The following is a 16578-nucleotide window of genomic DNA, read 5'->3' on the forward strand; positions in this document are numbered from 1 at the left end:
CTTTAATTAGTATTTGTTCTGGCTAAGAGATTGGTCAGAACAAATACCAATAGTGCTGGCAATACCCATCCCAAACTATACTGCTGAAGCGGAATCCACGAAAAAGTGTTTGCCGCAGGTGCCAAAGCACTTATACTTCCTAAAAAGTCGGGTATACTAAATAATATGGTGGTAATCGTAACCGCTCTGAAAACTAAAACTGATGCATATTTATCCGGCACTACATTCAATAAAATAAGGATAATCGTTATGGGGTAAATAAACATTAGAGAGGGTATGGCTACCGCAATGATGTAAGCTACATTAAATTGACCCATTAATACACCCAATAAACTACCTATAACTGCCATAAGGGTATATACTTTTTTAGATTCATGAAATCTCGATGCAACAAAATCTGCCGTACCGGTAACAATACCTACTGCGGTGGTAAAGCATGCTAGTCCTACTAGAATACTTAAAAACAAATTGCCAATGTTGCCCAAACTCTGCTTTGCCAAGCCAGATAATATCTCTGTTCTAGTGGTATCTGTATTAAAAGCTGTGTGAGACAATGCGCCTGAAAGAATTAAGCCCATATAGATTAAGAACAAAGCTAAACCGGCAAACCAAGCAGCGTTTCTTATCATTGTTTTCTTGTCATCATATGATGCATTAACATATTTTAGATTGATAGAGATAATAATTACTCCGCCTACGACCACAGCGCCTATGGCATCGAATGTTTGGTACCCTTCTAATATTCCGTTGGTGAACGGACTTGCGATTGTCGTGTTTCCAAAATCGAACGGAAAAGAGAAAACGGTTATGCCAATGATCAATAGCAGTATAACGATGATAGCAGGAGTTAAAATCTTCCCTAGTATATTTAATATTTTAGAACGGTTTAATGCGAACAGCAAAACCAATGCAAAATAAACGCTGCTAGTAAACCAAGATGATATGTCCCAATACGGTTGAATTGCCATTTCGTGGGTTACCGAAGCTGTTCTAGGGCTTGGTAATGCTATGGCAATGGCATAAATAAAAAACGCATAGATGAGACTAAATGTCGGTGATACCTTATTTCCAAAATCGATTAGGGTGCCTTGTAGTTTTGCATGTGCCAAAATACCAAGAACGGGAATGGCTACGGCAGACAACCCAAAACCAATTGTAACGATTAGCCATTGATTTCCAGAATTAAAACCTAATAATGGAGGTAGAATAAGGTTCCCTGCTCCAAAAAAAAGAGAAAATAGGGCAAAGGCGGTTACTAGGGTTTCCTTCTTTTTAAACATAGATACAAATTACGTGAAAGATTATTAAAAAACAGGCAAGCCAAGGTTTTTCATTTTCTGAAACAGCAAAAAAAAGCGCATTGACAACAGGTTAGGTAAAACTCACAACAATTAGTGGTTCAGTCTGTTAATATACAGTACTTTAACAATAGGAAAATAAGCGTATGCTAATTTCCTTGAGTTTCAACCTAATATATTAACCGCATTTTCTCGATTACCCAAATCGGAATTCTTGCAATAAAACCTACAGCATGAAAAAAATATTTTGCAGCATCTTCGGCCATCACTACACAATCTCCAAAAAAGTGACATCTCACATTAAAGAATACAAATGTATTCACTGTCAAAAAGAAGTTACTACCGATGTAAGTGGCAATTTATCAATTTTAACTCCCGAATTACAAGATATCAATAGAACGTTAGAACATATTTATCAAAGAAGACATACAGCTACACAGCAACAGGTAGCATAAATTTGGGTATTTGTTAGTCAAATGAATTCCAACCCTGTGCGGTTAGCGGAATCTTAGTATTATTCCTAGAAATTAAGTAAGCCCCTTCGTCTTTTCCCGTGGTATGCCCTATGACGGTAAGGTTAGGATTGCCTTTAATTTTTGGGAATTCTTTTTGGTCAATAGTGAACAATAATTCATAATCCTCACCACCACTTAACGCTACAAGCGTACTGTCTATCTTGAATTCTTCACAAGCAGATATTACTGTTGGGTCTAACGGAATTTTATCTTCGTACAGATCTATACCCAGTCCGCTACTCTTACTTAAATGTAGAATTTCAGATGAAAGTCCGTCACTAATATCTATCATTGATGTTGGGTGAACTTCCAATTGTTTTAATAACTCTGGAATGTCTTTTCTCGCTTCTGGCTTCAATTGTCGCTCAACGATGTACGAATATGGTTCTAAATCGGGCTGACTGTTCGGGTTTACTTTAAATACCTCTTTTTCCCTTTCCAGAACCTGTAAGCCCATATATGCCGCACCTAAATCACCTGTTACTACCAGTAGGTCGTTTGGTTTTGCACCTGATCGGTAAGCAATATCTTCTTCATTGGCGATACCTAAAGCGGTAACACTGATCATTAATCCGGTCTTGGAAGATGTGGTGTCACCACCTACTAGGTCAACATTGTACGTTTTACAGGCTGTTGCCACACCTGCATACAATTCTTCAAGTGCTTCCAAAGGAAACCTATTAGAGACTGCAATAGAAATGGTTACCTGTGTAGCTGTAGCATTCATGGCGTAGATGTCCGATAAGTTGACCATAATGGCCTTATAACCCAAGTGCTTTAATGGCATATAGGCAAGGTCAAAATGAACGCCTTCAATTAAAAGGTCGGTGCTTACAATAGTCTTTTTATCCTTGAAGTCTAAAACAGTGGCATCGTCACCTATTCCTTTAAGTGTAGATTTTTGTTTTATTTCAAAACCTTTGGTGAGATGTTCTATGAGTCCGAATTCACCCAGTTTTTCCAATGATGTTCTTTCTTGTTCTTTATCTTCTAGCATGTTGCAAAAATAAGAAGTAAAATAAGATGTATGGCATAAAAAAGACCGAAGCTGAAAAGCATCGGTCTTAGTGTTGATATTATAAGGTAATTGAAGACTTATCCTAAAGAATACCCGTCTCTGTATGTACGTCTTACATACTTGTTTGCAGGTTCAAAATTTGTGATTTTCATATTGGCGGCATCCCATTGTAGACGTTTTCTACCGTGGTATTGTTTTCCGCCACCCCAGAAACTTTGATTTTCTACCGTTGGATCTACTTCAAAGTAAGATTTTAATGCCAAGTTTCCAATTAGGATACTTTCTGTAAACGGACCGGCATAATCAAACGATGAACTCGTTTCTGCATTTCCGTAACCTGCCATACATGCATTTACCCATTGTAGGTAGTGACCTTCCGGTACACGCGCAATGGTTTGTTCAACTTCAAACTGTTCGTTTAGGCTCAGTGGAAGTAAACGTGGATTTGCACCATAGCAATCTGCCATTAATTTTCCTTTTGTACCAATGAAAAGTACGCCACCATCCCAGTTTCCTAAGGCTTCATCATCGCCTAGTTCTTCTGGTCTTTCTGGTAGTAATCCACCATCCATCCAAGTAACTTTTATTTTCCCTTTGCCATCCGTTCTTGGGTAGCTTAAATGTATTTTGCTGGAGTTCGGGAAACTCTTTGGATAATCTTTATATTGGAAATTGCCACTGAAGGAATCAGAAACACTACATTCAACCGTATCAGGATATAAAATCGGTAAGATTCTATATACCGGATCCATTATATGGCATGCCATGTCGCCCAAAGCACCTGTTCCAAAATCTGACCAACCTCTCCAATCAAACGGAAGATATGCGTCATTATAATCTCGCATTGCAGCAGTTCCTAACCAAAGATCCCAATTCAAGCCTTTTGGTATTCGGTCTTTCTTGGTGGGAGTTTGTAATGCTTGAGGCCAAATAGCTCTATTTGTCCAACATTTTACGGTATGTACCTCTCCAATGATACCCGTATCATAAATTTCTTTCATGGTACGTACACCATCGCCAGAACCACCTTGGTTGCCCATTTGCGTAACTACCTTGAATTTTTTTGCAGCTTCGGTCAGCATTCTTGCTTCCCAAATGTCATGTGTCAACGGTTTTTGTACATACACATGCTTGCCCATAGACATTGCCTGGTAAGCTGCAACGGCATGGTTATGGTCGGGAGTAGATACAGATACCGCATCTATATTTTTACCTTCCTTCTCTAGCATTTCCCTAAAATCATTGTAATAACTTGCTTTTGGGAAAGCTTCTCTTGAGGCAACTGCCTGTCTGTCGTCTACATCACACAGCGAAACAATATTTACGTTTAGGCTCTCGGCAAAAGAGGCAATATCACTTTGGCCTTTACCGCCTGCGCCAATACCGGCAATGTTTAATTTATCACTTGGAGCAATATACCCCGTACCTCCAAGTACATGTCTTGGTACGATCATAAAACCGGCTGCCGCCATACCGGTATTCTTCATAAATTTTCGGCGGGTGTTCTTTTTGTCGTTGATTTTTTTCTGTGACATAAGTTGTTGTTGTTTGATTTGGTAATGAAGATACTTGAATTCTTTTAAATTTTAAATGCTTGGCAGTTTTAATACCTCCTGTATGAATGCATTTAGTATCTTTAAGTGTTGACTGTAAATTGATTGCATGAAAAAACTGCTTTGGGTTTTAACATTTTCTTTGCTTTTAGGTTGTTCTTCAGATGATACTATTGATGCTGATCTGGAAAATGAATTAGAAGAAGAATCGCCTACCAATTTGCCAGATGAGGTTGGAACTGTGCCATGTGACAACGGATTAGCAGGTATATACCCATGCAACGGTTATGATTTGGTAGCGCATATGTCTTTGGATATTTTTTCTGCGGATGAGGCTAATGATATTTGGGGTTGGACCGATACTGAAACCGGTAAGGAATATGCTATAATGGGATTGGATAACGGTACTGTTTTTATTGATGTTTCTAACGCAGAAAACCCTGTTTATTTAGGAAAATTGCCAACGGCAACAAGTGCCAGTTCATGGAGGGATGTAAAAGTTTTTGAAGATTATGCTTATGTGGTCTCTGAAGCTAACGATCATGGAGTTCAGGTTTTTGATCTAAAGCGGTTGCGAAATATTGCAGACGTTCCCCAAGAGTTTACGGCAGATGGGCGTTATACCGGACTTGGAAATGCGCATAACATTGTAATCAATGAAACCACTGCTTTTGCCTATCCGGTAGGTACCGATAGAGATGATGAGTTTAATGGCGGAGTACATTTTTTGGATCTTCAAAATCCTGTAGAGCCATCACTAGCAGGTGGTTGGGGCTTAAACGGGTATACACACGATGCTCAGGTAATTACATACAATGGTCCTGATGCTGATTTTCAAGGTGCTGAAATATTTGTGGGTGCTAATGAAGATTTGGTAGTGGTGGTAGATATTTCAGATAAGAATGCACCCGTAACCCTGGCCACGTTGCCATACCCAAATATTGGTTATACACACCAAGGTTGGTTTACAGATGACCATCGTTATTTTATTCTTGGTGATGAATTAGATGAGGTTAGGCAAGGTTTTCAAACGCGAACCTTGATTTTTGATATGGCAGATTTACAGAATCCTGTACTGCATCATACATATTTAGGACCTACGAGTGCCATTGATCATAATGGTTATGTTTTGCAAGATGATTTTTTGTTGGCCAATTATACTGCCGGGGTACGAATTTTAGATATTTCTGATATTGAGAATAGCGTAGTTGTTGAAACGGGGTATTTTGATACCTATCCTGAAAATGACAATACGCAGTTTGCAGGCGTATGGAGTGTTTACCCTTATTTTGAAAGTGCTAATATTATTGTAAGCGATATTAATAGTGGTTTCTTTATCATCAAAAAATCCAACTAATGATAAGACCAATGCTGTTGTGTGTAGTGCTATGTATCTTATTTTCTTGTGCTAAAGAAGATGCGGAGCTTACATTTCAGGGTCTCAATACTGAATTTGAGGGAGAGTTGGCTTGGGTCAAAACTTTTGGCGGTAGTGGTAATGAAAGTGCACAGAGCATTATTAAAACAACAGATGGCGGTTTTGCCGTTTTAGGGTATACCGGCAGTATCGATGGCGATATTGCTTCAAAGTTTGAAGAGGAGAACGATTATTGGTTTTTGAAATTTGATGCCAACGGAATGTTGCAATGGAACAAAACTTATGGTGGTAGTATGGACGATATCGGTCAAAGTTTAGTTCAAACAAGTGACGGTGGTTATGCTTTAACGGGTTATGCCATGAGTAGTGATGGTGATGCTAGTAATAATGAGGGGTTTCATGACAACTGGATTTTAAAGTTAGATGCGCAAGGCAGTTTGGAGTGGGAAAGTAGTTATGGTTTTTCCGGACACGATCATTCGTACGATATTCTAGAAGCATCACAAGGTGGATACTTTTTTACGGGTTTTTTAGATATTACCTCTGCCAGGGCAGATGGCAATACAGAAAAAGGAAACTCTTTAACAAGTCATGGTGTTGGTGAATTTTGGGGAACCAAAATAGATGAAAACGGTAGTATTCAGTGGCGAGGTTATTTTGGAGGCACAAACAATGATCGTGCACATAGTGTGGTTCAAAGCGATGATGGTGGCTTTGTAATGGCAGGTTTTACTGAAAGTGATGATTACGATATTAGTAGTACCAATGGTAGTTATGAGTTCTGGGTGGTAAAGGTAGATTCATTTGGCAATTTAATTTGGGAGCATTCTTTTGGTGGTGATGGTATTGAGGTTGCTTATGATATAGCAAAAACCGCAGATGATGGTTTTGTTGTGGTAGGCAATACTTTTAGTGACAATGGAGATATATTGATCAACCATGGTGAGTCTGATATGTGGATGATAAAAATTGATGCGGAAGGAAATCTAATTTGGGAGCAGACCTATGGCGGAACCAAGTTTGATCTGGCAAAAGCCGTGGTTCAAAGTGTAGATGGTGGGTTCTATATTACCGGTAATACTAAAAGCGATGACAAGGACAGCTCGTTTAATTATGGCGAGAATGATATTTGGGTGGTTAAAACGAACAGTTTTGGAGCGTTGGTCTGGGAAAAATCATTTGGCGGATCCGGACTCGATTTTGCATATGATATTCTTGAAAATGAGGACGGAAGTGTAATGGTGGTGGGTGAAACGGCAAGTACCGATTTCAATTCTTTGACCACTAAGGGAAATACAGATCTGGTACTTCTTAAAATTAAATAACCTGCGATAGTCAATCATAGTATTTCTCTATCTACTTATACGTTATAATAATGTTAGGTTCTATGGTAAAAACCTACTTATAACGTATATTTGTGAACTATTTTTAGATTAAATCGAGATATTATGATTCAAGTATCAGAAACGGCTAAACAGAAAGTCATCACCCTTATGACAGAAGAGGGTTTTGATGCTTCTAAAGATTTTGTGCGTGTTGGTGTTAAGAGTGGTGGGTGCAGTGGATTATCTTACGAGTTAAACTTCGATAATAAGAAGGATGATACTGATAAAGTGTTCGAAGACAATAATGTACGAATTATCGTTGATAAAAAAAGCTTTTTATATTTAGTAGGAACTGTGTTGGAATACTCAGGTGGTCTAAACGGAAAAGGTTTTGTTTTTAACAACCCTAACGCACAAAGAACGTGTGGTTGTGGCGAAAGTTTTTCATTATAGAATGAAGTGATGTTTTAAATATGTTAAGAAGAAATGTAGTTAATTTAACTCATTAATTTTTAACTTATTAACTATGAATATATGGCATATACAGAAGAAGAATTAAAGAAAGAATTGGAAACCAAAGAGTACGAGTATGGTTTCTATACAGATATTGAGTCCGAAACGTTTCCTAATGGTTTAAACGAAGAAATCGTTATTGCCATTTCAAAGAAAAAGGGAGAGCCGGAATGGATGACGCTATGGAGATTGGAGGCTTTCAAGTATTGGAAGGAAATGGAAGAGCCAGAATGGGCTAATGTGCATTACCAGAAACCAGATTTTCAAGCGATATCTTACTATTCTGCACCAAAGAAAGCGGATCCGAACAAAACATTGGATGATGTTGATCCAGAGTTATTAGAAATGTACAAGAAATTGGGTATTTCTGTAGATGAGCAAAAGAAACTTCAAAATGTAGCTGTTGATATTGTGATGGATTCCGTATCCGTAGCAACTACATTTAAAAAGACCTTGGCAGAAAAAGGTATTATTTTCTGTTCGATCTCAGAAGCTATTAAGGATCATCCGGAATTGGTGAAGAAATATATTGGCTCTGTAGTTCCTAAAAAAGATAATTTTTACGCGGCATTAAATTCCGCTGTATTCTCTGATGGTAGTTTCTGTTATATTCCTAAAGGGGTACGTTGCCCAATGGAGCTATCAACTTATTTTAGAATTAACCAAGCAGGTACAGGTCAGTTTGAACGTACATTGGTAATCGCAGACGAAGACAGTTACGTAAGTTACCTTGAAGGCTGCACAGCACCTTCTAGAGATGAAAACCAATTACACGCTGCTGTGGTAGAGCTTATCGCTTTGGACGGAGCGGAGATTAAATACTCAACGGTACAAAACTGGTTCCCTGGTGGAAAAGATGGTAAAGGTGGGGTGTTCAACTTTGTAACCAAAAGAGCTATGGTTGAAAAGAACGCTAAAGTATCTTGGACACAGGTTGAAACGGGATCTGCCGTAACGTGGAAATATCCTTCTTGTATCTTAAAAGGGGATAACGCTATTGGAGAGTTCTACTCGATTGCAGTTACCAATAATTACCAACAAGCCGATACGGGTACTAAAATGGTTCATATTGGTAAAAACACAAAGAGTACCATAATCTCTAAAGGTATTTCTGCAGGTAAATCGCAAAATAGTTACCGTGGTCTAGTACAAGTGAATAGCCGTGCTGAAGGGGCGCGTAATTTCTCTCAGTGCGATTCGCTCTTAATGGGTAACGAATGTGGCGCACACACTTTCCCTTACATTGAGGCAAAGAATAAAAGCGCGATGATAGAGCACGAAGCTACTACGAGTAAAATTGGTGAAGATCAAATTTTCTACTGTAACCAAAGAGGTATAGATACGGAAAAAGCAATTGCTTTGATCGTAAACGGTTTTAGTAAAGAGGTTTTGAACAAACTACCAATGGAGTTTGCAGTAGAAGCACAAAAACTATTAGAAATTAGTTTAGAAGGTTCTGTAGGATAAAGAATAGTCAATAGTATAAAATAAGCCGTAGGCACCAGAATATTTAAAGTAACATATTATGTTGAAAATTAAAGATCTACATGCTAGTGTAGAGGATAAAGAGATATTAAAAGGGATTAACTTAGAAGTAAAAGCAGGTGAAGTACATGCTATTATGGGACCAAATGGTTCTGGTAAAAGTACATTGGCTTCAGTAATTGCAGGTAATGAGAACTTTGAAGTTACCCAAGGGTCAATTGAATTAAGTGGAGAAGATTTAGAAGAGGTATCACCAGAAGAAAGAGCGCACAAAGGTGTTTTTCTTTCTTTTCAATATCCAGTTGAAATTCCAGGTGTTTCTGTTACCAACTTTATGAAAACTGCCATTAACGAATCTCGTAAGGCAAAGGGTCTAGAAGATATGCCTGCAAAGGATATGCTAAAATTAATTCGTGAGAAATCTGAATTATTGGAGATTGACCGCAAGTTCTTATCTAGATCATTGAACGAAGGTTTTTCCGGTGGTGAGAAAAAGAGAAACGAGATTTTTCAAATGGCAATGTTAGAGCCTAAAGTGGCAATCTTGGATGAAACCGATTCTGGATTGGATATTGATGCCCTTAGAATTGTTGCTAGTGGTGTAAATAAGTTAAAGAGCAAAGACAATGCAGTAATATTGATTACGCACTACCAACGTTTGTTAGAATATATCGTACCTGACTATGTACATGTTTTACATAATGGTAAAATTGTAAAATCTGGCGGTAAAGAACTTGCGTTAGAGCTAGAAGAAAAAGGATACGACTGGTTAAAGCAAGAAACAGCGGTGTAATTAAGTATACAGTATTCAGTGGTGGTAATCAGAGATTATACCAACTGCTACTGTAAACTGGCAACTGAAAAAATATGGATTTAAAAGATAAATTGATTTCCTCTTTTATGGCGTTTGAAAACAACGTGGATGTTGAACATCCCGTACATGATGTTCGTATGGCGGCCATAAAGAACTTTGAGGAAAAAGGGTTTCCTTCCAAAAAAGAGGAAGCATGGAAATATACATCACTAAATAGCTTACAGAAAATTGATTTTAGCATTTTTCCAAAGGAAGACAATGCGTTGGAATACAAAGATGTAAAGCGTTATTTTTTACACGAGATCGATTCTTATAAAATTGTTTTCGTTGACGGTATATATAGCTCTTACCTTTCTGAAACTACACATGATGGGGTAGACATTTGCTTAATGAGTGCAGCGCTAACAAAGCCAATGTACAAACCGGTTATTGATGTGTATTTTAATAAAATTGCATCTAAAGACGAGTCTTTGACATCTTTGAATACGGCATTTAGTCGAGAAGGCGCATATATTTATATTCCTAAAAACAAGATGCCTAAAAAGCCTATTGAAATTTTACATTTCTCTACTGGTAATGAGGCGTCGTTGATGCTGCAGCCACGTAATTTAATTGTGGTTGAAGAAAATGCCGAGGTGCAAATTATTGAGCGTCACCAGAGTTTGACCTCTAATGAGGTGCTTACCAATGCGGTTACCGAAATATTTGCCGATAAAAGTGCCATCGTTGATTTTTATAAAATTCAGAATGATGTTGAATCTGCATCTTTGATCGATAATACCTATATAGATCAAAAAGATAAGAGTGTTGTTAAATTACATACCTTCTCGTTCGGGGGTAAATTAACGCGTAACAACCTTAACTTTTATCAGAATGGGGAGTATATAGATTCTACTATGAAAGGTGTTACTATATTAGGTGAAAAGCAACATGTAGATCACCATACCTTAGTGCATCATATTGAGCCTAATTGTGAAAGCCACCAAGACTACAAAGGTATTTATGGTGATAGTTCAACTGGGGTGTTTAATGGTAAAATTATCGTAGATAAAATAGCTCAAAAGACCAATGCTTTTCAACAGAATAACAATATTTTGATCAGTGATAAAGCAAGTATCAATACAAAACCTCAATTAGAGATTTTTGCCGATGATGTAAAATGTTCTCATGGTTGTACTATTGGTCAATTAGACGAAGATGCATTGTTCTACCTACAATCAAGGGGGATTCCACAGAAAGAGGCTAGAGCATTATTAATGTATGCCTTTGCAAATAACGTACTGTCTTCTGTTCGTATTCCTGAACTAAAGACGAGAATAAATAAACTGATTGCTAAAAAGCTGGGGGTAAACCTTGGGTTTGATTTATAGGATATTATACGTAAGTATCATATATAAAGGATAGTTATTTAGTTAGCTATCCTTTTTTATTTTAATCTGATGTTGAACTAAATCATATTTCAATAATATATGTTTTCATTATCGGGTATCTTTGTATATAAGAAGATTGACTATGTTAGATATTAAAAAAATAAGAGAAGATTTTCCAATTCTTAAGCGAGAAGTAAATGGTAAGCCATTGGTCTATTTAGACAACGCCGCTACATCTCAAACTCCGCAGCAAGTGATAGATGCCATTGTAGATTATTATCAGAACTACAACGCAAATATTCACCGTGGGGTACATACACTGTCTCAAGAAGCAACAGATAAGTATGAGCAAGCTAGGTTAAAGATTCAAAAGCATTTTAATGCCGCTAAATCTTATGAGATAATTTTTACTTCGGGTACAACGCACAGTATAAATCTGGTTGCAAACGGATTCTCATCGCTTATAAAAAAAGGAGATGAGGTTTTGGTATCAGCAATGGAGCACCATTCTAACATTGTGCCATGGCAAATGTTATGTGAACGAACTGGTGCAATATTGAAAGTAATTCCTATGAACCAAGAAGGGGAATTAAGAATGGATGTGTTTGACGATTTACTTTCAGATAAAACAAAATTGATTTTCTGTAACCATATCTCAAATGCTTTAGGAACTATCAATCCTATTGAGGAAATCATTGAAAAAGCTCATAAAGTTGGAGCAGCGGTGTTAATTGATGGGGCACAGGCAGCTCCGCATTTAGTTGCAGATGTACAAGCTTTAGATGTTGACTTTTATACTTGTTCCGCTCATAAAATATGTGGACCAACGGGAGTTGGTATGTTATACGGTAAAGAAGAATGGTTGAATAAGTTACCACCGTATCAAGGTGGTGGCGAAATGATCGCAGAGGTTACTTTTGAGAAAACCACCTATGCAGATTTGCCCCACAAGTTTGAAGCCGGTACGCCCAATATATGTGGCGGTATTGCTTTTGGTGCTGCATTGGACTATATGAACGGTGTTGGTTTTAAGGAAGTTGCCAAGTATGAGCACGAATTACTGGAATATGCTACGCAAGAATTATTAAAGATAGACGGACTCAAAATTTACGGAACGGCAAAGAACAAGACTTCCGTAATTTCATTCAATATAGAAGGTATTCACCCTTATGATATGGGCAGTATTTTAGATAAATTGGGTATTGCGGTACGTACGGGCCATCATTGTGCACAACCTATTATGGATTTCTTTAAAATACCGGGTACCGTTCGTGCCAGTTTTGCATTTTACAATACCAGGGAAGAAGTAGATGTATTGATTGCCGGTGTCTTAAAAGCTAAAAGTATGTTGTTGTAGAACGAAGTGTTATAGATACTGTTAAGGTTTGATATGCTTCAATTGTTATCGTATTTTTGTATAAAATAAAGCAATGGAAATTAAAGAGATACAAGAGGAGATTATAGACGAATTTTCCATGTTCGATGATTGGATGCAGCGGTATGAATATATGATAGAATTGGGTAAATCCCTGCCGTTGATTAAGGAAGAATATAAAACTGAAGACAATATCATTAAGGGTTGCCAAAGTAAGGTGTGGGTGCATGCTGAATTGGAAGACAACAAATTGGTTTTTACGGCAGATAGCGATGCCATAATAACAAAAGGTATAATAGCTATTTTAATTAGGGCATTTAGCAACCAAAAACCACAAGATATTTTAGATGCCGATACACAATTTATTGATGAAATTGGGTTAAAAGAGCATTTGTCGCCTACACGGGCAAACGGTTTGGTGAGTATGATCAAACAATTAAAGTTATACGCAGTTGCGTATCAAACACAAATTGAAGAATAGAAATTATGAGTGACGAAAATATAGCAGAGGATAGTGCAGAATTAGGAGAAAAAATCGTTCGTATTTTAAAGACGATTTATGATCCAGAAATTCCTGTTGATATCTACGAATTAGGGTTGATCTATGACGTTTTGGTGAACGAAGATAATGAGGTGAAGATACTAATGACCCTTACCTCTCCAAATTGCCCTGTGGCTGAAAGTTTACCGGCAGAAGTAGAAGAAAAAGTAAAGTCTTTAGATGCTATTAAAGATGCTGAGGTAGAAATTACTTTTGATCCACCTTGGACACAAGATTTAATGAGCGAAGAGGCAAAATTAGAACTAGGTCTGCTTTAAAGAGATTGTTCTATTTTTAAAAGATGCCATTATGCAAGATGAGATAATAAATAAAGTTGCTCAAAGTAAGCTTATTACTTTTAACCTTGAGGATTACTACCCGAAAGGCGAAAGAATGGTATTGGACATAAAAGATTGGTTGTATGAAGGCTTTATTCTTAAAGAAAAAGAATTTAGAGCCTTTGTTGAAGAACATGATTGGTCTCAATATAAAGATGCCTATGTTGCTATGCATTGTTCTACAGATGCAATAATACCGGGTTGGGCTTACCTGCTATTAAGTGTTAAGCTTAGCGGTATTGCCAAAAAAGCGGTGCAAGGCTCATTGGTAGATTTAGAGACGAGTATTTATCAATCTATAATTGAAAATATCGATGTTTCTGAATATCAAGATAAATTAATAATTATTAAAGGATGCAGTAAAAAACCTGTGCCAGCTAACGCTTATCTGTTTCTAGCCGAGCGGTTGAAACCGGTCGCAAAGTCCATTATGTACGGCGAAGCATGCTCTTCGGTACCATTATACAAGAGAAAATAACAATTTCCTGTTTAAAGAAGTTGCGAAGTATTCTTACATTTGCGCAACTATAAATTATAAACATTAATTATTATGAAAAAAATTGTATTAACCCTAGCTCTTGCTTTTGTTGCAACCGTTGGTTTCTCTCAAACGGAAGAAGAATTAAAAACACAGTTAGGTGCAGCTAAAGATTCTATTGCAGCTATACAAGGTAGAGCAGATGCAATTCAAGGTAAAATCGATGCCTTACCAGGTTGGAAAAAAGGTGCTTTTGGTACTATTGGTGCTAACTTGAGCAGCTTTAATAATTGGTACGGTCAAGGTACACCAGATTTAGCTTCTGGTAACATTGGTGTAACCGTAAATGCTTTTGCCAATTTAAAGGAAGAAAAATTCTTTTGGAGAAACTCTGCAAACGTAAACCTTGGATGGGTAAAGTTCGACGATAAGAACGACGATACCGATGATGATAGCTTCCAAAAAGGAACGGATGTTTTCAACATCACATCTCTTTATGGTAGAAACATTAGTGAGAAGTGGGCTATTTCAGGTTTGGCTGAATACCGAACTACTATTTTAGATAATTTCAATGATCCTGGGTACCTTGATTTAGGTGTTGGTGCCACTTGGAACCCAATTACCGACTTGGTCGTTGTTATTCACCCTTTAAACTACAACTTTGTATTTAGTGATAACGATGCAGTTTTTGAATCTTCTTTAGGTGCTAAGATCGTTGCCGATTATACTAAAAAGATCGGTGCTGTAAACTTTAAATCTAACCTATCTATGTTTCAAAGCTATAAGAGCGGTGACCTTTCGAACTTAACTTGGATCAACTCTTTTGGTTACACGTTATGGAACGGAATCGGTTTAGGTTTTGAATTCGGTTTACGTGACAACAAGCAAGAAGCTTTAAACTTTGCATTAGCTGACAATCCTGCAGAGACATTCGATACTGTTGACAACAAGTTACAGACCTATTTCTTAGTAGGTCTTAACTACGCGTTCTAAGTATTAAAAACGTATAAGTGTATAAATTAAAAAAGCCCTCTGTTTAGAGGGCTTTTTTCGGTTAAGTAATTATCGTAAAATTTGGGATTTTACTTTTTGTTATCATAAGTAAAATATCGATTTGGGGTCAATACCTTTGCTTAAGTACACTGTAAAATTAATACATATGGTCTTGCTGAAAACAATTTATGTTGTGAACTGAACGCATTGTGTGGTGAGATTTATCATCGGTTTAATTTCATCGATGAACTACACTAATTTGATTAAAATTGGTCATTAATACTCGTCTAAATGTTCTGGGTATAAGAAATTGTTATACGGAAAACGGGTAACATGTATATCTCTTACTTCGTCGTAGACTCGTTTTCTAAACTCATCAAGGTTTTCTTTGTTCAATGCAGAAATGAAAATGGCACGGTCACCTACTTTTTCCATCCAGGTATGTTTCCAATCATTGATGGTAAAATGTCTTCCGGTGCGTTCTGTAATTAAATCATCGTCATCTATAGTTTCATGCTCGTACTGATCTATTTTATTGAAGACCATAATTGTTTTTTTATCCGAGCTTTTAATATCCGACAAAATATTATTTACAGAATCTATATGTTCTTCAAACTGCGGATGCGAAATGTCAACAACGTGCAATAACAAATCTGCTTCACGAACTTCATCTAAAGTACTTTTAAAGCTTTCTACCAGTTGGGTAGGTAGTTTTCTAATAAATCCTACCGTGTCACTTAAAAGAAAAGGTAAATTACCTAAAACGACCTTTCTAACCGTAGTATCCAAGGTGGCAAACAGTTTATTCTCCGCAAATACATCACTCTTACTTATAACGTTCATTAGGGTAGATTTACCCACGTTGGTATACCCAACCAATGCAACCCTTACCAAGGCACCACGGTTACCTCTTTGGGTTTCCATTTGGCGGTCAATTTTGTTCAGTTTCTTTTTCAGTAAAGTAATACGGTCACGAACAATACGTCTATCGGTTTCAATTTCCGTTTCCCCGGGTCCGCGCATACCAATACCCCCTTTTTGTCGCTCTAGGTGTGTCCAAAGTCCGGTTAGCCTAGGCAATAGATATTCATATTGTGCCAGCTCTACTTGGGTACGGGCGTAACTTGTCTGTGCGCGCTGTGCAAAAATATCTAAGATCAAACTTGTTCTATCAATGATCTTACAACGTAGTATTTTTTCAATGTTTCGTTGCTGAGCAGGCGTAAGCTCATCATCAAAAATAACGGAACCTATTTTGTTCTCCTCAACATATTGCTGTACCTCTTCCATTTTACCGCTACCAATTAGTGTTTTTGGGTTGGGTACGTCCATACGTTGTATAAACCGTTTTGTTACTTCGCCACCAGCGGTATAGGTAAGGAACTCTAACTCATCTAAATACTCAGATACCTTTTCTTCACTCTGTTCCCTATTGATAATACCAATAAGAACCGCTTTTTCATAATCTATACTCTTCTTTTCTATCATAATAACGTAAAGTGCAAAATTAAGCAATTACCCATAAGCTATTTCGTATTTTTATTGACTCGATACTCAAGAGTACTTGCTCTGCAGTAGTTTATA

At 37.2% G+C, this 16578-nt stretch carries 16 protein-coding genes; 12 read left to right on the forward strand and 4 right to left on the reverse strand.

Annotated elements, in window-relative coordinates:
- Positions 1 to 2: 2 nt before the first annotated feature.
- Positions 3 to 1280 (reverse strand): branched-chain amino acid transport system II carrier protein, encoded by a 1278-nt coding sequence (locus EXIGUO8A_RS07810; RefSeq protein ID WP_159302670.1) that lies wholly within the window; start codon positions 1278 to 1280, stop codon positions 3 to 5.
- A gap of 305 nt (positions 1281 to 1585) precedes the next feature.
- Here EXIGUO8A_RS07810 and EXIGUO8A_RS07815 point away from each other — a divergent pair, with 305 nt between their 5' ends.
- On the forward strand, positions 1586 to 1753 hold the full coding sequence (locus tag EXIGUO8A_RS07815; RefSeq protein ID WP_317164585.1) for a hypothetical protein: 168 nt from the start codon (positions 1586 to 1588) through the stop codon (positions 1751 to 1753).
- Positions 1754 to 1766: 13 nt separating this feature from the next.
- On the opposite strand, the gene thiL is transcribed toward EXIGUO8A_RS07815, so the two are convergent.
- Both thiL and EXIGUO8A_RS07825 read right to left on the reverse strand, forming a co-directional pair.
- The gene (gene thiL / locus EXIGUO8A_RS07820) at positions 1767 to 2810 is read right to left on the reverse strand and encodes a thiamine-phosphate kinase (RefSeq protein WP_116771682.1); all 1044 of its coding nucleotides are present in this window, start codon (positions 2808 to 2810) and stop codon (positions 1767 to 1769) included.
- A gap of 98 nt (positions 2811 to 2908) precedes the next feature.
- Complete coding sequence (locus EXIGUO8A_RS07825; RefSeq protein WP_159302671.1) at positions 2909 to 4366, reverse strand: Gfo/Idh/MocA family protein; 1458 nt, start codon at positions 4364 to 4366, stop codon at positions 2909 to 2911.
- A 127-nt stretch (positions 4367 to 4493) separates the two neighbouring features.
- On the opposite strand from EXIGUO8A_RS07825, the gene EXIGUO8A_RS07830 reads away from it, so the two are divergent.
- The 11 genes from EXIGUO8A_RS07830 (at position 4494) to EXIGUO8A_RS07880 (ending at position 14994) form a co-directional block, all read left to right on the forward strand.
- Positions 4494 to 5741, forward strand: coding sequence for a choice-of-anchor B family protein (locus EXIGUO8A_RS07830; RefSeq protein WP_159302672.1), 1248 nt, complete (start codon positions 4494 to 4496; stop codon positions 5739 to 5741).
- A complete protein-coding gene (locus EXIGUO8A_RS07835) occupies positions 5741 to 7087 on the forward strand; it encodes a hypothetical protein (RefSeq protein ID WP_236564455.1) in 1347 nt (448 codons plus the stop codon). Before EXIGUO8A_RS07830 ends, EXIGUO8A_RS07835 begins: the two co-directional genes overlap by 1 nt.
- 123 nt (positions 7088 to 7210) lie before the next feature.
- Positions 7211 to 7540: a HesB/IscA family protein gene (locus EXIGUO8A_RS07840; RefSeq protein ID WP_159302673.1), complete on the forward strand. Its 330-nt coding sequence runs from the start codon at positions 7211 to 7213 to the stop codon at positions 7538 to 7540.
- Positions 7541 to 7621: 81 nt separating this feature from the next.
- Positions 7622 to 9067 carry a Fe-S cluster assembly protein SufB gene (gene sufB / locus EXIGUO8A_RS07845; RefSeq protein ID WP_159302674.1) on the forward strand — a complete coding sequence of 482 codons (1446 nt, stop codon included), beginning with the start codon at positions 7622 to 7624 and terminating at the stop codon, positions 9065 to 9067.
- Between the two features lie 58 nt (positions 9068 to 9125).
- Positions 9126 to 9878 carry a Fe-S cluster assembly ATPase SufC gene (gene sufC / locus EXIGUO8A_RS07850; RefSeq protein WP_116771687.1) on the forward strand — a complete coding sequence of 251 codons (753 nt, stop codon included), beginning with the start codon at positions 9126 to 9128 and terminating at the stop codon, positions 9876 to 9878.
- Between the two features lie 74 nt (positions 9879 to 9952).
- The gene (sufD, locus tag EXIGUO8A_RS07855; RefSeq protein ID WP_116771688.1) at positions 9953 to 11269 is read left to right on the forward strand and encodes a Fe-S cluster assembly protein SufD; all 1317 of its coding nucleotides are present in this window, start codon (positions 9953 to 9955) and stop codon (positions 11267 to 11269) included.
- Positions 11270 to 11411: 142 nt separating this feature from the next.
- On the forward strand, positions 11412 to 12626 hold the full coding sequence (locus tag EXIGUO8A_RS07860; protein WP_159302675.1) for an aminotransferase class V-fold PLP-dependent enzyme: 1215 nt from the start codon (positions 11412 to 11414) through the stop codon (positions 12624 to 12626).
- 73 nt (positions 12627 to 12699) lie between these two features.
- Positions 12700 to 13125: a SufE family protein gene (locus EXIGUO8A_RS07865; RefSeq protein WP_159302676.1), complete on the forward strand. Its 426-nt coding sequence runs from the start codon at positions 12700 to 12702 to the stop codon at positions 13123 to 13125.
- A gap of 5 nt (positions 13126 to 13130) precedes the next feature.
- Entirely contained in the window at positions 13131 to 13463 is a 333-nt protein-coding gene (locus EXIGUO8A_RS07870; RefSeq protein WP_058104470.1) for an SUF system Fe-S cluster assembly protein, read from the forward strand.
- A gap of 31 nt (positions 13464 to 13494) precedes the next feature.
- Positions 13495 to 14001, forward strand: a complete 507-nt coding sequence (locus EXIGUO8A_RS07875; protein ID WP_159302677.1) for a DUF2480 family protein — start codon at positions 13495 to 13497, stop codon at positions 13999 to 14001.
- 72 nt (positions 14002 to 14073) lie between these two features.
- The gene (locus tag EXIGUO8A_RS07880; RefSeq protein ID WP_159302678.1) at positions 14074 to 14994 is read left to right on the forward strand and encodes a DUF3078 domain-containing protein; all 921 of its coding nucleotides are present in this window, start codon (positions 14074 to 14076) and stop codon (positions 14992 to 14994) included.
- A gap of 276 nt (positions 14995 to 15270) precedes the next feature.
- Here the strand turns inward: EXIGUO8A_RS07880 and hflX are convergent, their stop codons facing one another.
- Complete coding sequence (hflX, locus tag EXIGUO8A_RS07885; protein WP_159302679.1) at positions 15271 to 16482, reverse strand: GTPase HflX; 1212 nt, start codon at positions 16480 to 16482, stop codon at positions 15271 to 15273.
- Between the last annotated feature and the right edge of the window lie 96 nt (positions 16483 to 16578).

The sequence above is a fragment of the Maribacter litoralis genome (assembly GCF_902506355.1).
In the GTDB taxonomy this organism is placed as follows: Bacteria; Bacteroidota; Bacteroidia; order Flavobacteriales; family Flavobacteriaceae; genus Maribacter; species Maribacter litoralis.

Bases quoted from the DNA above. Each gene is read 5' to 3' on its own strand.
- sufD (WP_116771688.1), top strand. From the start codon at position 9,953: ATGGATTTAAAAGATAAATTGATTTCCTCTTTTATGGCGTTTGAAAAC.
- EXIGUO8A_RS07880 (WP_159302678.1), top strand. From the start codon at position 14,074: ATGAAAAAAATTGTATTAACCCTAGCTCTTGCTTTTGTTGCAACCGTT.
- EXIGUO8A_RS07840 (WP_159302673.1), top strand. From the start codon at position 7,211: ATGATTCAAGTATCAGAAACGGCTAAACAGAAAGTCATCACCCTTATG.
- EXIGUO8A_RS07810 (WP_159302670.1), bottom strand. From the start codon at position 1,280: ATGTTTAAAAAGAAGGAAACCCTAGTAACCGCCTTTGCCCTATTTTCT.
- hflX (WP_159302679.1), bottom strand. From the start codon at position 16,482: ATGATAGAAAAGAAGAGTATAGATTATGAAAAAGCGGTTCTTATTGGT.
- thiL (WP_116771682.1), bottom strand. From the start codon at position 2,810: ATGCTAGAAGATAAAGAACAAGAAAGAACATCATTGGAAAAACTGGGT.
- EXIGUO8A_RS07865 (WP_159302676.1), top strand. From the start codon at position 12,700: ATGGAAATTAAAGAGATACAAGAGGAGATTATAGACGAATTTTCCATG.
- EXIGUO8A_RS07860 (WP_159302675.1), top strand. From the start codon at position 11,412: ATGTTAGATATTAAAAAAATAAGAGAAGATTTTCCAATTCTTAAGCGA.
- sufB (WP_159302674.1), top strand. From the start codon at position 7,622: ATGGCATATACAGAAGAAGAATTAAAGAAAGAATTGGAAACCAAAGAG.
- EXIGUO8A_RS07870 (WP_058104470.1), top strand. From the start codon at position 13,131: ATGAGTGACGAAAATATAGCAGAGGATAGTGCAGAATTAGGAGAAAAA.
- sufC (WP_116771687.1), top strand. From the start codon at position 9,126: ATGTTGAAAATTAAAGATCTACATGCTAGTGTAGAGGATAAAGAGATA.
- EXIGUO8A_RS07825 (WP_159302671.1), bottom strand. From the start codon at position 4,366: ATGTCACAGAAAAAAATCAACGACAAAAAGAACACCCGCCGAAAATTT.
- EXIGUO8A_RS07875 (WP_159302677.1), top strand. From the start codon at position 13,495: ATGCAAGATGAGATAATAAATAAAGTTGCTCAAAGTAAGCTTATTACT.
- EXIGUO8A_RS07835 (WP_236564455.1), top strand. From the start codon at position 5,741: ATGATAAGACCAATGCTGTTGTGTGTAGTGCTATGTATCTTATTTTCT.
- EXIGUO8A_RS07830 (WP_159302672.1), top strand. From the start codon at position 4,494: ATGAAAAAACTGCTTTGGGTTTTAACATTTTCTTTGCTTTTAGGTTGT.